This is a genomic window from bacterium (assembly GCA_030697645.1).
GTDB lineage: Bacteria > Patescibacteriota > Minisyncoccia > Phycocordibacterales > VMGT01 > JAUYPI01.
In genome coordinates this window covers 55,915-74,017 of record JAUYPI010000004.1, presented here as the reverse complement: position 1 = coordinate 74,017, position 18,103 = coordinate 55,915, and the positions used below count along the sequence as shown (strand labels likewise).

Here is an 18,103-nt window from a genome sequence, read left to right as displayed (position 1 = left end):
GCTCCAAAGCCTTACGACTTTTCCAGGATTTAAGTTGTTTCTCTCGTTGGACAGCATCTCGATGGATACGGAACTCTTCAAAATAAAAGAGTTCCCACGGACGATTTATCCTGGTTGCCCTGCCCCGTCCAGTATTGTGTTCGTTCAAACGTTTACGAAGATTCCCCGTGTAGCCAATATAATATATACCCGATTTCTGGGATTTCAAAATATAAGTGTAAAACATAAGCGATTAAAATTTAAACAAAATCGGGACAAGGCGGGTGCACTACCACTAAGCTAATGGCCCGACAGAGTGCTCATCCTACGCGTGGCTCTCCATGAGCGCAAGTGAGATCATATGTTCCGCGAACTCGCCGAGTGTTGCGCCGACGCTCGCGAGGGAGCGCTGGAAACAAGCGTTTTCGCGGAGCGCCGGGAGTGTTCGCACATCTAAAAAAAATGTGTCATTCTCTGACGCGGCAAACTCAAAAAGCGCGTAGTGGCGCAATCCGAAAGCCGCAAAAAGTCCACGCGCGGCAGAGACCATTTTTTCTTTCACCGCGCGTTTTATGCGCGCGGGGCACACTATTTCTCCACCCGGCTCTGTTTCAGCGAACGGGAGCACATAGAGCGACTCGCCACGGAAGCGCTCGAGCACGCCGAGCGCCAGGCGCTGCCCGGGAATATGCTCTTCGACGAGTACTGCCGTCGCAGGACTGTAGAGCAGCACTTGCCGGAGTGCGATAGCAAGCGCCGCATCGTCGCCCGCAAAAACCGGCGTCACGAGCGCGCTGTCTTTGGCGCGAACGAGAGCCGGAGGTGAGACAGTGCGAAAGAGCGCCGCCCCGAGCGCATCAGCCTCCTCTCCTGCGCGGATCGTGTATGCGAGCGGAATGCGCACGCCCGACTGCTGCGCAAGCGCTCGCGCGCGGCCACGATCCGCAAGCGCTGACGCGCTCGACGAGAGTGTCCCGGTATGCGCAACGCCGAAACTCTCCAGAGTGCGCGCAAGCGCCCCGTCTTCTCCGCCCTCGCCATGGAGTGCGTTTACTGCAACATCGAGCATCCGAAGAGAGCGCTCTGGACTGCGCGCGACACCACCGCGATGCCACACTCCATTCCGATCAATAAAGATGTCGTGCACCTGCCACTCTCGCTCCTCCGCCGCTTCGCCGAGCGCCGCAGACACCGTAGCTCCCGAACACAGCGATTCTTCGTAACCGCTCCCCGCTCCGCCGCGGATAATGCCGATGTTAAGGAATGCCATTAACTTATTATACACCTCATCGCAGCAGGTCTGCGAAGTGTTGGGGTTAAAGCCATACGCGCAGGAAAGCGACACACAGCGGGCACAAATTTGACATTCACGATAAAAGGTAGTAACATAAACGCGGTTAAGTACATTACGAAACTCGAAAAAGGAGACTCACGGACATGAGAATCTTGCCCGAACTTCGTCCTGAAACGCTTGATCGAATATTTCTGCATGGGCTAACCGTGGCAGCGGTGCTCTTTTTGGCGGATATGGTACGCCTTCTCGTTTTTGTTCCGAATGACCCCGCTGGCACATGGAGGTATAGTCTTTATGGTGCGGCCCTTATGCTGGGCCTCAGATTTCAGCTCCGGTTTATGCGAGGAGATTACGATAAGTAAGGCAAACAGGTGGTGGTTTTTATGGACCACCACCTACCTATCTCTACCGAGATTCGAAAGGGGAAATTCCATGCGTCAAATTGACTCGAACAGGTTTGAAGAGTTCATTACCCTTCGCGACGAATTGAGGGAAGCGCTCGCTCACGGAAGATTCATTCTGTATGTTACCAGCTTATTGGTTCTTGGAGCCCTGTCATGGTACATGGGAAAAGTGGAACCGCCGCACATCAGTCCTGCCGCACTTGCGATTTTCCTGGATGTTGTACTGTTCGCCTCAAGCTTGGTTTACGCAAACAACTTGAGCCAGGCGCTTCGCATCGGCGGGTATATCGCGGTATTTTGGGAATCCCGCGACCCCGACCGACGCCTTAAATGGCATAGATTCAACCGACGGGGAGCACGAGGAGGTCTACTTGCGTTTGCCGCACAACTCACCTATGCCGTCTTGACGCTCATAGTTGTTGGGTTTCTGATCCACCTCCTAAATTCGATTTCTATTGAAGACCGATGGAGCATGATTCGGGCGATTTTCATTGGGTCTCTTGAAGTCTTGTTTTTTACTCAGATGAGCAGGTACATCGCAACACAGCAAAGGAGACACGAGTACGACTGGCGCGTCATCCGCTCCTCCAGAGAACGACAAGACCAGATACACGACGAATACGAGTCAATCCCTACTTCTGAAGCAATGCTGATACGACTTCCCTCCCCATCATTGCTTGAGAGGTTGTGGCGAGCCATGGGGAGGTAACTAGAAAGCCATACGCCTTCTCTTCCTCGAACGTCAAACAAATCACGGCTTCCCATATGTATGGGAAGCCGCTGTTGTTTTATACAATATTTTTTCTGCGACGTTTGCGGTGAAAGTTGATGGCAAACCGATGCGCCTCGCTGTTTGCGAGGAGAATCGCTCGCTCATGCTTCGCTATCAGTGCGCGCGTCGTTTGCGCCGGAGTATTTTTCAACCCGCGGATCTCCCGCGGCCTGTGGCGCGCGTCTTTCACCACGCCGATGAGAGGGATCGGCGGCACGTCCGGGCCAAAGTGCGCTCGAAGCGCCCGCTCCGCAGTGCCGATCTGCGCCTCGCCGCCATCAACGACGATGAGCTGCGGCAGCGGCCACTCATCGTGCGCGAACCGACGCTCCAGCACTTCGCGGAGCGCGTCGATGTCGCTCCCGCGCGTATTGCCGCGGACACGGAATTGCCGATACTCTGTCGTCTCTCGCTCTCCATTCACAATCGCCACCATCACCCCCACCGTTTCTTCCCCGCCAAGGTGCGCCACATCGTAGGCTTCGATCCGGTACGCGCGGCGAACAGCCGGTTCCGCGCCCTGCCCATGTTCAGTCCGCACAGTGTCCGCCTCTGTCGTGCGCTTGAGCAGAGCGATGTCCTGGATGTGCCGCAGCGCGTGAAGCTCGCGCCGCACCTCCGCGGCCTTTTCAAACTCCTGCTGCCGCGCGAATACTTTCATGTCGCGCTCAAGCTCGCCGAGGAGTGTCTTTTTCTTGCCGTCAAAAAATAGCTTGATGTGCTGCACGATTCGATTGTAGTCTTTCCGGTTAATCACGCCGGAGCACACCCCCGGGCAGAGGCCGATTTGGACGTTGAAGCAGGGAGTGCACGAGGGATCAGTAACTGGTAGAGGGTAACTGGGGACGGTCGGCTGACGAGGCGCGCGAGAGAGTAGCTTTCCTTTTTGACTTCGGCGATCGGTGTGCTCCTCGCATGGCACGCACTGGTCGCGGAAAGGGAAAATTTTGCGCACGAGCTTCAGAGCCTCTTTCAGCGAGCTACCCGAGGTGAATGGGCCGAATGTCCACTTAATGTCACGGCGCGTGAGCTTGTGTGCCATCCTTCCCGCGAGGACCTCCGCAAGGTCTTTGCCGCGAAGCGTCAAGATACGTGGGAACGGCTCATCCGTAATGACGACATGATTAAAACTCTTGTCGTCCTTGCCGATTACGTTCCCGTGCGGCTGATATTTTTTGATAAGTGCGGCTTCCCGGAGCAGCGCCTCAAGCACGGAATCCGTCTGCTCCCATTCAATCGTGTCCGCCTCCGCAACCATCCGCGCGATGTGCTCTCCGCGCGCGGCAAGTACGTCCGCGCTAAAATAGCTTTTCACCCTGTCCGCAAGCGAGGTCGCTTTGCCGATGTAGAGCACTTCCCGTCCCGTCCCGATACCTTTGACGAAAAAATACACCCCGGGCGTATCGGGGAGCTTGAGCTGTGTAACCTCTTGACTTTTCATGCAAAGATACTTCACTGTACGCAAAAACTTAAGGTTTGACAAATCATATGTAGGTTGCCCAACACAACTAACCCCCGTTTCCTACTCGAAAGCGGGGGTTGTCTACAAAAATGCTACATTTAACGCGCTTTAGGCCCGCTTCTGAGACGCGCAAAGAAAGACGAGCCAAACGGCCCTGACGCCGATGTTGACGAACATCCTGTGCTGTCGGTGGTAACCTCCACAGAGGCGGAAGCGCCACCTGTTTCAGTGATAGCAACGTCGCATTCCACATCGCCATCGTTAGCGCGGGTAAAGACGCGTACTTCGGCTGAGGCGTCGCCCGTCGTCACACTGCCCCCGCTATTGCCTCCGGTGCTCGCAAATGCGCTTATGCTCGTCCGTATCGTCGCCTCGTTGTTGTTCGTAACGACGACGTCTGCTGCTACTACTGTCGCAGGTAAGAAAAATGCACCTGCAAGCAGAAAAAATAAATACTTCATATATCCCGGTTTCCCCGTCGGGAATTCTATTATTATTAGGACTTACGCGTTTGGCGCATTTCTTCGTTGGAATCTCCGCTACTCGCTCGTCGTAGCTTCGAGTACGCCTCGCTCCGTTGCTCGATTCCGCCTCGAACTGCATCCAAACGCGTAAGTCCTAATTATGAGTAATACTGTTACTATACCATGCAAGGTAGACTACTTTGCTGAGACCAGTTACTGCGCATACACTTCCCTGTCTCAACTATTTTATCCCGCTCGTCATCAAGCGCTGCACCTTCCGGCGCCCGTCACCGCCTCTCAATATTGCCGAAGTCTACATTTCTCACTGTGTTGCCTTCTTCGATCACAATCGGCCTCGGATTTCTTGTGGTCCGTCTCCATCCTATCTGGGCCACCTCTCGAACACTATAGGTTCCATCGGGCAAATTGACAAATGAATAGGTGCCGTCCGAGGCGGTTACCGTCGTTGTCGCGAGGCCGCCGTTCAACTCATCCAAACGAATCGTCCAACCCGGGAGGCCCGGCTCATTTAAATCTTTCCTCCGATTGCGATTAAGATCGTTGAACTTCATTCCAGTAATTTCTCCCCCTTCTCCGGTGCTGATCGTGATACGACAGCCATAATCACCGCCGCTGATCACAATCTCACCCTCATGATTTTGAGAGATGTGTCCTTGAATCCCCGGCACCATGAGCTGCACTTGCCAATTATCCGCACTGTCGCCCGGTCGGCTTAAGGTGGCGGACCCCAACGTATCTGCCTCTGCCGGCACGTCAACACTCGTCACTTGAAGGAGGGGGCATAAGTCGAGCTGGCCGGCGACCGGCGTCAAAGTTGTCGTGTATGCATCATGACTCACCGACGTGTCCAATTGCACCGTATATGTTTTACTCAACATTTCGCCGGGGAACACGGTGCCAAAAGGAATCGCGGTGTCGCTCACTAAAAGTACATCAACTGCCGCCCTCACCCGCAACACCTGCGTTTGCAGCACGCTGCCGATCAATACCACAATCGCGGTCAGTGCCACGAGCGACACTTTTCTCACAATCGACTTGTGTAATAAAAATTTCATGAGCAAAATTTTGTGGGCGTTGAGCATTATTCATTCGCACTCGCATCTCCTAGAGGCTCGGACGGAGTACTCGCTGAATCAGTCTCGGGCGGCGGGGGCGGCGCGCTGCCATCTGGTGGCTCATCTGTAGGCTGTATCGTCTCTAATTGCTCATCTGGCTTTGGGAGAATTGCCTGATCTTGGGTAGCATCGGACGGGGTCGGTGGGCCACCCTCGCTCGGGGCTTCGTCAGAGTCGGCAGAACCGGCTGGAGCCGTGTTGTCGAGGGGTGCATCATCAGTCGTGTCGGCGGTGGCATCCGCCGGGACCGGGGGAATGTCTTGCGAGACCGCGCCCGCATCGCCCACCTCACCTGTCGCCTCTGCTGCGGGAGAATCATTCGACAGGGAAGCAGCATCAGTATCCGCAGCTTCGGTATCCACTTGAACGGGAGAAGAAGAATCAGTGACGGTTGCTTCGCTCATTGCGCCGCTCTCTCCACTCGTCGCAGTACCACTCGCCGTTTCAATCAAGATCTCGGTGGTATCGGGTGTAATCTCGCCTTCGCTCTCGCTCGCCGGCACTGCGGAAGCGCCTGCTGAACTAGCCGCAGCGCCTTCATCTGTCACTTCCTCCTCGAGGGGCCCATCGTCCGACGCGCTCTCTCGGCTTGAAGAATCCGGGATCGGCGGCAGGTCCGCCTCGGTTGCCCCAATTTCGACGCCATCGCTGGTAAATCGCATCACTTCAGTGCCGTCCTCTGAGGGATTCGTCCCGGGGTTTGGCGTATTATTCAACACCCAATCATCAGCGGCGTCGGTATCGTACCCCTTTACAATCCGCGAGAGTGAAATACCGGGCCTCGGAGCAGACAAGCTCATATAGGTGACGTCGGTGCCGTAACTCATCGCATCAACAAGGGCGTGCGCCCCGGTGCCATCGCGCAATATAACCCTGTCGCCGGCGTCGCTGAGACCATTGCTGCCGATCGCCGTGCCCAAGCCGATTTGCACTGCCGCTGCTGCCTCCGGAGTTCCTGTCCAGAATGACGACCATGTCGTCGTCGCATTCGCGATGAGCGCAAAACCGTGGGATGGAATGACCGGCGTGCTTGCGGCAATGGTGTCACAGGCAAAGCCGCTGTCACAGAGCTGCCAGCCGGAGATGTCTACTGACGCACTGGTGGGATTATAAATTTCCACCCATTCGTTGCTTACCTCGGTTCCTTTGCCGTTGCCGATATTCGGGTACACTTCATTAATGACGAGGTGGTCCGTTGCGGCTTGCGGCGGGGTGAAATGAACCTCGAGGTACGGACGATTCGGTTCACTCACACCGGTGGTCTCACGCGAGCGAAACAGAGCGATAAACCCGCCACCCTCTGCTCCTTCAGCTGAATCGTTGAGCTCCCAGCCGTTATTAGCGGACGCTCCGGAGACGAAATCGAGAACGTCTGGTGTAACATCCCACGCGAGAGTGACATTGCTCATCGCAGGGCTGGTGGTCGCATCGGTGAGGGTCGCACAGCTCGCGAGGCCGGTGCCGCAGGGTTGATTATTCCAGGTGATGCCGCTCTCCGTCCACGCGCCCGTCACGTGCCGTGCCTCATAGCTCCTCGCGGCGCTCGGAGCGCTACTCATAAATAACTTCAGGGAGGAAGCATTGATTATGGTGCTCGCCGGAAAATGGAAATCGAATCGAATGTAGATTCTTCTGTCTCTCGCGCTATGACGCGATGCTATAAAAAGTGTATTTTCGGTTCCATGATTACCACCTGCGTCACTTTCTTGCACATACGCATCCGCGATCGGAGAATACGAATCTGCAACCGGATCGTCCACATCGGCAAAATAATAAATTTTGGTATTCGTCACGCTTCGGTGCGCGCTTGCTGTGTCACCGTCGCAGGCGATTGCTTTGATGACCGTCGTACTCGTCAAGGAGAGCTCGACCATTTCGGTCTCGATCGCCCCGCCACCGCTCTCTCCCGGAACGGACGGCTCGCCGCATGCCGGATCGAGAACGCTCGAGGGATCGCTGCCGGAGGCTGAAGTGAAGAAAATATAGTGCGCGTCCGGATCCGCATCCGTCATGTCTACCTCCACACTACCGCGAAGATCGCTGCCGCCGCTCGTCTCATTCCACAGGGCGTCGGGTCCCGGCGGGGTCAATACCGGCGGATCAATCTGAACGAACGTTGCCGTAACATTCGCGATATGCGCTTCGTACGCTGATATCGTGGGCGCCCCGACGAGCATCGCTACGAGTACCACAGCCGTGAGCTGAGACATTCTTGAAAATACCCGGCCCGTGTCGAATATGCTACCGCGCGTATCCCCCGAGGCAGAGAGTGCCCGCTGTGTTGAAACCGCGAGCATGCGCCGCTCGGCCGCGCCGGGCCGAAGATCAAGGGTATGCGCACAGCCGATCTCCGGCGACCGCACAATGCCGTCCACTGAAAATATTTTTGTCGTATACGAAGCGCTCATTTTTTAAACACTGCTTACATGTCTGAAAATTTTTGAATTTTCGGGCCGAGTTTACGAGCAATTATGCCAAAATGCGGAATGCGTACCGGCCATGTGCCAATTGAGACAATCCGGCCTATCACGTCGCTCTCGAGAATCGGCTGATCATCCGTATCATTCGCATCTCCTCGGGTGATCAGTTTCCCCTCCTCCCTCTCTACCAGCCGGTGGATCGTAAACCCTCTCGGATTGCGATAGACAATGATCTCTCCCACGCTCGCCTCACTACCCGCTATACCCTTCATCAAAATCAAGTCGTTTACTTTGAGTACCGGCCACATGGAGCCCGATGTGATCGTTGCGAGGGGGTACGGCGTGTCGAGGACTTTCGCCAAAATTTTCGGGGTAAAGTAAATCGCAGCAACAACAAACGCGACATAGGCGGCGACCTTGATTAGGCGAATAAGCAGTCTCCTCACCATAGTTTCGGAATCTGGAAAATAATGACGCGGCCTCGGTAATAGCGGTACGCGGCGGAATTGGGAACGTACAGGGAAAATTCAACTTTCTCAGTGGTGTGCGGCGCGAGGGTAAAATAATTTTTATCCACTTTGATCAGGTCAGAAACGTCGCCGAATTTCCACACGATAATGTAGCTTGGGGTATCGCCAGCGCTCTCGAGGGTGACGGTGCGAACTGCTGATTTATTGTGCGGCAAGTCCCCGAAGTCAAGCGCGTCCCCGGTGGGATTGACGCCGATTGTGTCTTCCTCGGTCACCTGCACCAACGCCGCGTACTTTGCGGCGTTCAGGTATTGGATCACGACGAGCATCAGTACGATCACCACCGCGACCGCGAGAACAATCTTGCCCAGCTTTAATCCCCTCCTGCCCGAGCGGAGTGCAGTCGTTTCTTCTATAACCGGGTTGTTTTGGATCATACGCAAAAGCATTGGTAAGTAAGCTGGTGGCGTGCGTCTTTGCGAGCGGAGCGAAGCAATCCAGGGTTTAGTATATAATCACCGTATGTCAGGAATGATCCCATGTGTGTACATCCTTGCGAGCCGACGAAACGGCACGTTGTACACTGGGGTAACATCGCATCTGCAAAGACGGTTGCAGGAACATCGGTCGGAAGCAGTGGACGGATTTACAAAAAAATACCATGTACATACTCTCGTATATTACGAAGTGCATGAGACAATGTATGCTGCCATATCCCGTGAGAAACAGATCAAAGGTGGTTCTCGGAAGAAGAAGCTTGCGCTTGTCGAGGCGATGAATCCGACGTGGCGAGACTTGTCGAACGAATTGTAGAACATTCCCCTGGATTGCTTCGCTTCGCTCGCAATGACGAAATTTGCCAAAGTTTAGTTTCGTATTTCGTGCTTCGAATGTACGACTCGGCTGTCTCCGTCGGCAATTTCGTCATTCACAGACATTTCCTCTCAATCCCTCACCTCCCAGCCCCTCAAAAAAGAGAGGCCGGATTCGTGAAGGATTAACGGCGTAAGCGCTCACGCTCGTCATTGCGAGCGGAGCGAAGCAATCCAGTTTTTGCGCATAATTCTGGATTGCGGAGCCTGTCCAGAGCAGAGCATAGCGTGGGATCGCTCCCTCCGTTCCGCTCCTCGCAATGACGGCTCTGTTAAGCAGTGTGGTGATAGGCGTGAGCGGTTACTTAACGCCTATCGGGCGAGTATTATGACCCCCCCCCCGCTACCGCTGACCGACTGATCTCGGTCACTTCTACCCACAGATCAGTTCCAAAGACCTTGTGTTCAAGGTGACTCGGGAGTCTGAATTCGAATGGAACATAGAAACCGGGGAACTCGTCGGTGTCATCGTTGAGTGGATTGTCCGCATCCTGGTCGCACTGATTAACAAAACACGGAACTCGCAAATCAATGTTCCACAGATCAGCTTTGTCGTTCTGGCTTTTAGCCAATCGGCCCTTGGCGATGTAGGCAGGATCGAGCTCAGGGCTGCCTGTATCCCATGTATACGCCTGGTGGAAAGCGGGAACATTCGGTTTCGGATCGTTATCTGGCGTACCATCGACGGTCCTTTCGTGCTTGGAGAGATAATTTGCGAGTGGCAAATAGCAATATCTCCAATACTCGTGAGTTGGATCTACGCTCGCACCATACGGCGCGTCTAGTGGTAAGTTTTCCTCGCAATACTTCCAGGCAACAATGCCCGCATCGTGGCCTGTGGGATGAATCATTGCGTGCGGATCGCCTGGCTCCGGCGCGTCGTTCGGGTCAATTGGCTTGCGCGTCGCATCGAGCTCTTGCCGGCAACGCAGGATCGTGGTCACAGGGTCGAGGTCACCTCGAGTTTCAATGCAGCGTTTCACCTTCGGCTTTTGCTTGATCACATAGTTAATGTCATCAACTCGATTTTCCCCGTCGAAAGAGTCAGACATCACTACGTGCAAGTCGTGGACAAGAAGTTCCTGCGGGAACACGGTGCCGAACTCAATCGGACCTTCATTCACACTCAAGGCATTCTCAATCCTCGCCGTCACGTTGATGATGTGCGCCTCAAACGCGCTGAATGCCGCTGCGCCGCCGACAATGACGCCGAGCGTGCCAATGCCGACTGCCGCGCGAAAAAGTAATTTCTTCATATTTTTATAGCGACTTTTCTTTTTTACGTTATTAACGAATAATGTTCGACCCTAAGGCACCGAAGCCAGAGCGCACATAAAAAAACTCCAGCCGCGTCAAAACGGCTGGAGTTTTTTTATATACCACCAGAGGAAAGAGCCCGAGCGCGCAACTGAAAACGACAACTCGCGTCCCTCCTGCGAGAACGCGAGTTCGGATTCCTGTCTTTTCACCGGCACGGTGAGCGCATTTCCATATCTGCGCCGTGACGTTGAGCACGTGGGCTTCGAGAGCGGAAATAAGCGGCAGTGCAACCAGAGTCGCAAGGGTAACAAGCAGTGCAGTTGTGCTCTTGAATAGCATACGTCCATGGGAAACGAATGAACGACGGCACGGCTGTTATTAATACAGGACAACCCACTCTCTACATACATGCAGGAGCCGCGCGCGGTGATTCAATGCGTTATATCAACATCATCAGCTTCTGCGCTTCAAGCGTCAAGGGGAAAAACTGTGCGCGGGGTGTGGATAGCGGAGTAGACGAGAGCATCGGGGAGGTGTCAAACAACACCGTAGTGTGCGCCCAAGCGAGAGACGTGTCGAGAGAATTGTAGGTCATCGCCCTGGATTGCTTCGCTCCGCTCGCAAAGACGTACGCCGCCCGCCTCCTTGCCAGTGCTTTTGCCTGTGATCCAGTAGTGCGACACAGAATACGGCCGCTACAGGTAGTGTAGCGGCCGTCTCAAACATGGTGGGCAGCAAACGATAGTTACTTCTTGCTCGCAACGGGCTTGGTAAGGTTCTGTACTGAAGGCAGATCGTTTACGCTCGTTTCCTTAAAACCGCAGGCAGGGTGGCGAAAGCCACTCTCTGCATAGATGATGTTGTCATCACCGGCCTGTGGCGCCGATGCTCCTCCGTACGATGTCTTGTTGACACCGCCCGGAAGCATGCGGAAGCCGAGAGTATGACGGACGCGCCACGCAATGACGTGGTCAGCACACGAAGAATCGCCGCTGACCCCGATTGCGCCCAATACCTCACCAGTCCTTTGATGGTAGAGAGGTAATCCTCCACCAAAGACATTGATGCCACCAACACGCTTCCCCACCGCAGGATCCTGGGTAGTGCCGTATTTATCTGCCTTCCCTCCATACGCGATAGCGACATTGACTGGGTTGCTATGTTGCAGCCCGTAGAGGCTGCCGCCAGGTTGCACCGCGCTGTACAGATTGGCCGTGGAGAGAGCCAGGTTTCGATTGCTGAACGCATTGGCCGTGTTTGCCTTCTGCATCGCAATCGGCCGACTGCCGGGCCAGGGATCTGCGCCGGGCGTCTTTGCGACGGCGACAACCTGACCAGAGCGATCCACTATCGCAGCCCACATCTGGGCTGGTGAGAAAATTGCGCCATTGTTGACTCCTTTTTTGCATGCCTCGACGAGCGCCCCGACGAGCTCTGCGTGCGTCGGAAGGCGTGCGTCCCCCTCTGCCCAAACAGAAGAGAACGGCATCAGTATCAAAAGAACCACTATTGGGAAACTTAAAAAACGGTCCACGGAATCCTCCTTTTTCGGATTTCCTGATCGAATACATTAGCTGCCCACCTCCAGACTATATACAAACCGGTATTATTTGTCAAAAAATGCGTAAAGGGGGAGCATGATAGAGAAAAAGCCAAGCGATCATGGCTTCGTCCGTAATTGGTACGCGCCTCGCCGCATAGCGGCGAGGCGCTGTTGTGTCCCTCAATCAAGTTCATTTTTTTTGTGGACGTTAAAGACGTAAATCACGCCACTGATTTGCTTCCACGTAAAGCGTATGTCATCCGCTGCACGCGAATAGTGATACCCGCGAATTCCCATCGGTACTCCGGGCAGTCGCCGCACAAACTTCTTCGTGTTGAGGCCGGGATAGAAGCGTCCTTCCGCAGCAAAGTTGTTGAGCGCTTTTACGACCTGCGTTCTCTCGTGTACCGCGAGATAGCCCCCGAAGAATCGATCCTGAAAATCCTCGCCATAGGAGAGGGCAAACTCTCCGGCCCAGCCGCCTTTACTAGCCGATATACTGGTATGGCCAGGAAGGCCACAACTGGCAATCGAGAAGAAATTCGTCAGATCAGAGACCGCGTTCTCTATGATGTCGGCCGCCGCGCGCGCGTTGTCTCCGGACTGTGCGTACTCCATAAGCCGTGCGCGCAGGAGAGCATTTTCCCGTGCCAGGTGACGCATCTGCTCCTGTGTTTCTCTCGCTTCCGTCTGCAGGGTATGCATCCACCCCTCGAGACTTTCACGGAAGCGTTCAACCGAAGCTCTGATGCCCTCCAGTTTGCCATCCAGTTTCGTCGGCGGAGGGAAAATCTCTGCGAGAATCTTATCCGCCGAAACTTCTGTGGCGGGCGGAGCCAGAGCTGGTGGTGGAGCAGGAGACACCGGCAGGGCAAAAAGTTTCTCCTGCACATCCTGCCACGTTTGAATTTCTGGGTGATCATAGAGCAGGGATCGGATACCCAGATAATCTCCCAGAGCCTTCCCTTGGGAGAGCATGGCATCCATGTGGCTTCGGAGCTCCGAATCGGCATTGAGATAGCGATATGCAGTCCGATAATGATCCCGATCTTCATAAACCGCTGACCTGTTTAACGGCAGCGGGTGCGCATACCCTTCTTCCATGAGCGATGCCACGACTCTGTCAGCCCCGCCTTCTGGGAGCTCATAGTGATCTGTCAGGTGCGCTACGATGAGTATTTTTCTTGGAGCGGTTTTCCTTGTTTTTTTGCAAAACGTGGGCGACAACGCCATGAGAAAATCTGCCGCCATAAACGTCCCTTTCTTTGGAGGGAGAGAGTATCAAGGAGCTTCCCGAGACTTATCGGAATATACCAGGAATTATTTTTTCCGCAACCTTCTCCCGCTTGCACAAAAATACCGCGCTGAGGTTGCTCGGCGCGGCACATATATACCTGTTGGAAAAAGGTGGCAATGCACGACTATTGAGGTAAGCCGTCATGCCCCAGCCGCACACGAACCCGCTCAATTATCGTAGAGGATACAACCGTGACAACTGAAATCACCACGAACCACACGGTGAGCAATACGGCGTCTAGGATGCTGACCACTATGCCAGCGGAGCTCGGCAGAAGAAAGTTCACCGGAATGCTCAAAAGTCCCCACGTCCACGGCACCAGCGTGACCGCAAACGAGTATGTACAACAGAATGCGTTTTCATAGTTCCGCCGCATCAGTGCACGTACCCAAAACCAAGAGAGAGGCAGCGTGATAATGACGAGCCAGGCGATCGTGACCAACGGATCGCGTGGCACGAGCGTCCCGAGGAGCGGGGCGATCAACGCCTTGTATGGCGGCCCGGTGACATACTTATGCAAATCAAAAAATATCCCCACCATCGCTGTGCCACAGATAACACCCCACCATGAAAACGGAAACCCTGTACGACTATTCTGCTGTTCCATCCTTGCTCCTCCTCTTGTAAGAGAGTTATCCGACGCTTATCCTGTTTATATATACCACTATTTTTATTTGATGTCTACCTCTCTAGCCGTAATCACTCACACCCCTCGCAAGGCCTCGTAACAGAGCCGTCTTTGCGAGGAGCGGAGCGATCCCACGCTATGCTCTGGACAGGCTCCGCAATCCAGAGCGAGTAACGTAAAACCCCTGGATTGCTTCGCTCCTTTCAGTCGCTCGCAAAGACGGGTGTGAGCACTTACCTCTAGCCGTAATCACTCACACCCGTCATTGCGAGCGGAGCGCCTGCCTGCCGGTAGGCAGGAAACAATCCAGTTGCTGAGCCGTAATTCTGGATTGCGGAGCCTGTCCAGAGCATAGCGTGGGATCGCTCCACTCCGTTTCGCTCCTCGCAATGACGGCCCTGTTAGACAGTCTTGTGGTAGGTGTGAGCGGTTACCTGAGCCATCACAAAGGAAGTATATTTAAAGAGCAGCTTGTCTACTCGTTTTTTGATATCATCACAAAATATCTCAAAATCGACACGGTCGTTGAGCCGTTACTCAGCCCGGTGAGCTGATACCGTCGGAGGCGTCTCTCAGAGAGCTCCTCCCATCAGCTCACGGAGCGCGCAGTATTCACATCCACGCTCCTCGCAGCGCCGCTCCCAGAACGAAAGCGACCAGATGTCGCGGACGACACGCTCAATTTCCGCCGCAAGAGCCATGACGTCCTCGCCGCTTATTTCAAACCGCTCGCGATGGTAGCGGCCCCGAGCGTCCGGTTCGACGAAATCAATCTCTCCGGCGTGCATCTTAAAGCGCCCCTCCTCAAAGCGGTCAAGCAGAAGTTTATAGAAGACAAGCTGGCGTTTGTACTCGCCTTGCGAGGTCTTCGTCTTCCCTTCGATGTCGTTGCGGCTCCGGGGCCTTCCGGTCTTGTAGTCCGTGACGAGGAGACGGTTTGATCCGGACTCGAAAAGCTCTACCTTGTCGAGAACGCCGACGAGCATAACCCGAGGCGGCGCGTCATCTTTTTCATCAGACTGGGCGCCCTCAAAAGCGACGCCCCCGATGCGCATCTCGGTGCGAAGCGGCGCTGTCATCACAGCCTCGTACGCGCGGTAGTACCCCGAGAGCGCGCGTCTCCCCTTCTCTTTCGAGACCGCAAAGTCCCCCTCCGAGAGCGGAGTCCGCGCCAGCGCGCGCTCGAAGCTCGCGAGGAATTCCTTCTCGCTCATTTTTGTCTCCCGCCCGAGCGCGTCAAACATCTCCCGCAGCGCGCTGTGAACCGCGATGCCGTAGAGCTGATGACGATTCGGCGCTCTCGGCACACGGATCAAATTCTCGAAAAAGTAGCGCCACGGGCAGGCGAGATAGTTGTTGATCGCCGTCACCGAGAGCCCCTGCGTGCGAAACCGCTCGCGGAGAAATGCCCTATCCGAGAGCGCCGGAAGACGGCCCGAGAGCTCTCGCGCGCCAAAAAGCCCTCGCCGCTCCCGCTCAAGCGACTCCTCAAGGAGCGCCGTGTCTACGCGCCTGAGATGTGCCGGGTCAATCTCCTCGAGAAAACGCGACGGGAGGCGCGCTCGACCATCATCACCCGCTCTCGCGTGCGTAATGGTAACGCTCTCGCGCGCTCTCGTGAGGGCGACGTAAAAGAGCCGCCGCTCATCGCAGAGCTCGTTCTCCGCGCTACTCTCGCTCGCCGCTCTCGCGCCGCGCTCCGCGGCCACAGCTCTCATCGGCGGAAAATGTTCGACGACCCGCCTCCCTCCCCAATGTCCCTCTGCGGCGCGCACGATAAATACGTGCGAGAATTCAAGCCCCTTTGCCTTGTGTGCGGTGAGGAGCACGACCCCCGGAGGGCCTTTCGCTTCGCCGCCGCTCCGGAGCGAAACGCCGTAGCGCTCGAGTATGTCGAGATGCCGGAGCGCCTCAGAGAGGCCGTAACCGCGGTGCCCGGGCACCGCGCGCGCAAGCTCGGTTATAAGGCCCTCGAGCTTCCGGATGCGCTCATAGCCCTCAGGAGAGCCGAGGAGTGAGACAAGAAAGCCAGACTCGCGCACGATGAGCTCGAGCGTCTCGAGCAGGCCGCGGCTCTTCGCAAATGATGCCCAAGAATTGAGGAGCTGGGCGAAGGAAGTGAGACTGCGCGGTGCGCCGTCGGTCGAGATCGGCTCGAGCGGCGCTGCGCCCGGCGTCCGGCGCAGGAGGTGGATCAGCCGCTCGTCGGAGCGTCTGAGAGAGGCCTCGCGCCGCGTCCGGCGCAGCGCCTCGTAGCGCTCAAAGAGCGCGTAGACCTCGAGATGATCAATCCCTAAAAACTCGAGAAAGAGTGAGCGCGAAAGATACTCGTCGCTCTGCGGCGTACTCACGGCGCGGAGGAGCATCACGAGCTGGCGCAGCAGCGGATCAGTGAGCGCATTTTGATCCGAGTACCTCGTGTAGGGTATGCCGAGCCTCTCAAAGAGCGAGACAAACGCCTCCGCGTCACGGTTGTCGCGATAGATAACGGCAATCTCCTCGGGAGCGACGAGCGCAGTAAGGAGCCTCCGTACCTCCTGCGCGACAAAGAGCGCCTCATGTGCGGGGCTTGCAAGTACGGCAACCTTGACCGGCTCCCCCTCGCCTCGCGCGGCGCGAAGCGCCGCGCGAGGGCGCAAAACGCTCTCCGGCGAGTGCATGATTGCGCTCGCCGCCGCGTCAAGAATGCGCTGCCGTGAGCGGTAATTCTCGCGAAGATCAATCACAAGCGCGTCGGGGTAGCGCTCACTAAAGGAGGCGAAGTTTGCCGCTGAAGCCCCCTGGAAGCGGAAGATCGCCTGCTTATCATCACCGACGACAAAGAGGTTCGGCCGCTCATGGAAGCTTGAGAGCAAGGTGAGGAGCTTCTCCTGGGCGAGGTTCGCGTCTTGATGCTCGTCGGCGAGGATGTAGAGGTAGCGCTCCTCAAGCTCAAGCAGGAGGTCCTCGCTTCGCTCGAGTGCGCGAGCGGCCTCCATCACCATATCTTCGTAATCGAAGCGCGCTTCGGCGCGAAGCGAACGCTCGTATCCCTCATAGAGCAAGAGCAGCTCACGGTGCCGCGCAAGCTGTTTCTCCCGAGCGCGGAAAGACGCACGTACAAGCCCTTGGTACCGGCCGCTCTCGTAGAGACGATCGGGCGACTCGGCAAGGGTGCGCTCCTCGCGTTCGAGCGCTGCGCGCGCCTCCTCAGGCCTCACGCTGTCACGCTTCAGCTCGTGGATGGCGCTGAGAGCCGCGCGGACGTAGTAAAAAGGGTTGCCGTAGGGCCGAAGATGCTCGAGAGTGAGGGTCTCATCCGCGATAACATTCTCCATGATCCGCAGCTGGTCCGCCTCGCTCGCGGGCGTGCTGCCGACGATGCGCGCGAACTCGCCTGGGAAGCGGCGGATAACATCGTTGCAAAAGCCGTGGAAAGTCGAGATGTGGACACGGTACGCGGCCGTGCCGATGATCTCAAGGAGCCGCTCGCGCATTGCGTGCGCGGCGGAGTCGGTAAAGGTGAGCGCAAGGATGCTCTCGGGCGGCGTGTCTGTGAGGCGGAGGATGTTCGCGATGCGCATCGTGAGCAGATGGGTCTTCCCTGTCCCCGGACCGGCGACCACCATCACCGGGCCCTCAATCGCTTCCACCGCCCTACGCTGCTCCGGATTGAGGGCACGGTAGAACTTTTCAAACACTGCCGATGTGCGTGGCTCTCCCATAGACCGATAGTAGCAGGCACGAATAAAATTTGCATTTGCAAATCAGAGACAGGTACGGCGCCGAGGGCCACTGCACGCTTTGCACGCTTTCCGTTTCTCATCGTCACCAATTTTATGCGATCGCTCTAAATTGGTGACGAAATGGCATAAATTTCCTGCAAACGAAGTAAGTGCTCACACTCGTCTTTGCGAGCGACTGAAAGGAGCGAAGCAATCCAGGGGTTTTACGTTACTCGCTCTGGATTGCGGAGCCTGTCCAGAGCATAGCGTGGGATCGCTCCGCTCCTCGCAAAGACGGCTCTGTTACGATGCCTTGTGAGGGGGTGTGAGCACTTACTCAACGAACCCTTGCGCTCGAGAATATTGCGTGCTTTACTTTCGACGGACTGAAGATCCCC

At 55.9% G+C, this 18,103-nt stretch carries 16 protein-coding genes; 3 read left to right on the top strand and 13 right to left on the bottom strand.

Annotated features, from left to right (window positions below; translation table 11 throughout):
- Positions 1-304: 304 nt before the first annotated feature.
- Entirely contained in the window at positions 305-1,249 is a 945-nt protein-coding gene (locus Q8R39_01105; protein ID MDP3735008.1) for a hypothetical protein, read from the bottom strand.
- A 456-nt stretch (positions 1,250-1,705) separates the two neighbouring features.
- Between Q8R39_01105 and Q8R39_01100 the strand changes: the two genes are divergently transcribed.
- Positions 1,706-2,386, top strand: a complete 681-nt coding sequence (locus Q8R39_01100; protein MDP3735007.1) for a hypothetical protein — start codon at positions 1,706-1,708, stop codon at positions 2,384-2,386.
- A gap of 79 nt (positions 2,387-2,465) precedes the next feature.
- Here Q8R39_01100 and Q8R39_01095 read toward each other — a convergent pair whose 3' ends face one another.
- The 6 genes from Q8R39_01095 to Q8R39_01070 form a co-directional block, all read right to left on the bottom strand.
- A complete protein-coding gene (locus tag Q8R39_01095; GenBank protein ID MDP3735006.1) occupies positions 2,466-3,890 on the bottom strand; it encodes a UvrB/UvrC motif-containing protein in 1,425 nt (474 codons plus the stop codon).
- Positions 3,891-4,009: 119 nt separating this feature from the next.
- Positions 4,010-4,372 (bottom strand): hypothetical protein, encoded by a 363-nt coding sequence (locus Q8R39_01090; protein MDP3735005.1) that lies wholly within the window; start codon positions 4,370-4,372, stop codon positions 4,010-4,012.
- 290 nt (positions 4,373-4,662) lie between these two features.
- Complete coding sequence (locus tag Q8R39_01085; protein MDP3735004.1) at positions 4,663-5,451, bottom strand: SdrD B-like domain-containing protein; 789 nt, start codon at positions 5,449-5,451, stop codon at positions 4,663-4,665.
- A gap of 26 nt (positions 5,452-5,477) precedes the next feature.
- Positions 5,478-7,919, bottom strand: coding sequence for a DNRLRE domain-containing protein (locus Q8R39_01080; protein ID MDP3735003.1), 2,442 nt, complete (start codon positions 7,917-7,919; stop codon positions 5,478-5,480).
- Positions 7,920-7,933: 14 nt separating this feature from the next.
- Positions 7,934-8,380 (bottom strand): signal peptidase I, encoded by a 447-nt coding sequence (locus Q8R39_01075; GenBank protein ID MDP3735002.1) that lies wholly within the window; start codon positions 8,378-8,380, stop codon positions 7,934-7,936.
- On the bottom strand, positions 8,374-8,838 hold the full coding sequence (locus Q8R39_01070) for a hypothetical protein (protein ID MDP3735001.1): 465 nt from the start codon (positions 8,836-8,838) through the stop codon (positions 8,374-8,376). The genes Q8R39_01075 and Q8R39_01070 overlap by 7 nt, the downstream gene beginning before the upstream one ends.
- A gap of 94 nt (positions 8,839-8,932) precedes the next feature.
- On the opposite strand from Q8R39_01070, the gene Q8R39_01065 reads away from it, so the two are divergent.
- Positions 8,933-9,214, top strand: a complete 282-nt coding sequence (locus Q8R39_01065) for a GIY-YIG nuclease family protein (protein MDP3735000.1) — start codon at positions 8,933-8,935, stop codon at positions 9,212-9,214.
- Between the two features lie 385 nt (positions 9,215-9,599).
- Here the strand turns inward: Q8R39_01065 and Q8R39_01060 are convergent, their stop codons facing one another.
- Positions 9,600-10,529 (bottom strand): hypothetical protein, encoded by a 930-nt coding sequence (locus tag Q8R39_01060; GenBank protein ID MDP3734999.1) that lies wholly within the window; start codon positions 10,527-10,529, stop codon positions 9,600-9,602.
- Positions 10,530-10,560: 31 nt separating this feature from the next.
- Positions 10,561-10,872: a hypothetical protein gene (locus Q8R39_01055; GenBank protein MDP3734998.1), complete on the bottom strand. Its 312-nt coding sequence runs from the start codon at positions 10,870-10,872 to the stop codon at positions 10,561-10,563.
- 17 nt (positions 10,873-10,889) lie between these two features.
- Between Q8R39_01055 and Q8R39_01050 the strand changes: the two genes are divergently transcribed.
- On the top strand, positions 10,890-11,123 hold the full coding sequence (locus tag Q8R39_01050; protein ID MDP3734997.1) for a hypothetical protein: 234 nt from the start codon (positions 10,890-10,892) through the stop codon (positions 11,121-11,123).
- 155 nt (positions 11,124-11,278) lie between these two features.
- On the opposite strand, the gene Q8R39_01045 is transcribed toward Q8R39_01050, so the two are convergent.
- The 4 genes from Q8R39_01045 to Q8R39_01030 form a co-directional block, all read right to left on the bottom strand.
- Positions 11,279-12,022 carry a heme-binding protein gene (locus Q8R39_01045; protein ID MDP3734996.1) on the bottom strand — a complete coding sequence of 248 codons (744 nt, stop codon included), beginning with the start codon at positions 12,020-12,022 and terminating at the stop codon, positions 11,279-11,281.
- Positions 12,023-12,256: 234 nt separating this feature from the next.
- Complete coding sequence (locus tag Q8R39_01040) at positions 12,257-13,327, bottom strand: hypothetical protein (GenBank protein ID MDP3734995.1); 1,071 nt, start codon at positions 13,325-13,327, stop codon at positions 12,257-12,259.
- 170 nt (positions 13,328-13,497) lie between these two features.
- Entirely contained in the window at positions 13,498-13,980 is a 483-nt protein-coding gene (locus Q8R39_01035; GenBank protein MDP3734994.1) for a hypothetical protein, read from the bottom strand.
- 593 nt (positions 13,981-14,573) lie between these two features.
- A complete protein-coding gene (locus Q8R39_01030; GenBank protein ID MDP3734993.1) occupies positions 14,574-17,705 on the bottom strand; it encodes an ATP-dependent DNA helicase in 3,132 nt (1,043 codons plus the stop codon).
- Positions 17,706-18,103 lie beyond the last annotated feature (398 nt).

Excerpts from the sequence above, each read along its gene's own strand:
- Q8R39_01045 (MDP3734996.1), bottom strand. The coding sequence starts at position 12,022 with ATGCCGTTCTCTTCTGTTTGGGCAGAGGGGGACGCACGCCTTCCGACG.
- Q8R39_01050 (MDP3734997.1), top strand. The coding sequence starts at position 10,890 with ATGAACGACGGCACGGCTGTTATTAATACAGGACAACCCACTCTCTAC.
- Q8R39_01065 (MDP3735000.1), top strand. The coding sequence starts at position 8,933 with ATGATCCCATGTGTGTACATCCTTGCGAGCCGACGAAACGGCACGTTG.
- Q8R39_01040 (MDP3734995.1), bottom strand. The coding sequence starts at position 13,327 with ATGGCGGCAGATTTTCTCATGGCGTTGTCGCCCACGTTTTGCAAAAAA.
- Q8R39_01075 (MDP3735002.1), bottom strand. The coding sequence starts at position 8,380 with ATGGTGAGGAGACTGCTTATTCGCCTAATCAAGGTCGCCGCCTATGTC.
- Q8R39_01080 (MDP3735003.1), bottom strand. The coding sequence starts at position 7,919 with ATGAGCGCTTCGTATACGACAAAAATATTTTCAGTGGACGGCATTGTG.
- Q8R39_01090 (MDP3735005.1), bottom strand. The coding sequence starts at position 4,372 with ATGAAGTATTTATTTTTTCTGCTTGCAGGTGCATTTTTCTTACCTGCG.
- Q8R39_01060 (MDP3734999.1), bottom strand. The coding sequence starts at position 10,529 with ATGAAGAAATTACTTTTTCGCGCGGCAGTCGGCATTGGCACGCTCGGC.
- Q8R39_01105 (MDP3735008.1), bottom strand. The coding sequence starts at position 1,249 with ATGGCATTCCTTAACATCGGCATTATCCGCGGCGGAGCGGGGAGCGGT.
- Q8R39_01035 (MDP3734994.1), bottom strand. The coding sequence starts at position 13,980 with ATGGAACAGCAGAATAGTCGTACAGGGTTTCCGTTTTCATGGTGGGGT.
- Q8R39_01030 (MDP3734993.1), bottom strand. The coding sequence starts at position 17,705 with ATGGGAGAGCCACGCACATCGGCAGTGTTTGAAAAGTTCTACCGTGCC.
- Q8R39_01085 (MDP3735004.1), bottom strand. The coding sequence starts at position 5,451 with ATGAAATTTTTATTACACAAGTCGATTGTGAGAAAAGTGTCGCTCGTG.
- Q8R39_01055 (MDP3734998.1), bottom strand. The coding sequence starts at position 10,872 with ATGCTATTCAAGAGCACAACTGCACTGCTTGTTACCCTTGCGACTCTG.
- Q8R39_01095 (MDP3735006.1), bottom strand. The coding sequence starts at position 3,890 with ATGAAAAGTCAAGAGGTTACACAGCTCAAGCTCCCCGATACGCCCGGG.
- Q8R39_01100 (MDP3735007.1), top strand. The coding sequence starts at position 1,706 with ATGCGTCAAATTGACTCGAACAGGTTTGAAGAGTTCATTACCCTTCGC.
- Q8R39_01070 (MDP3735001.1), bottom strand. The coding sequence starts at position 8,838 with ATGATCCAAAACAACCCGGTTATAGAAGAAACGACTGCACTCCGCTCG.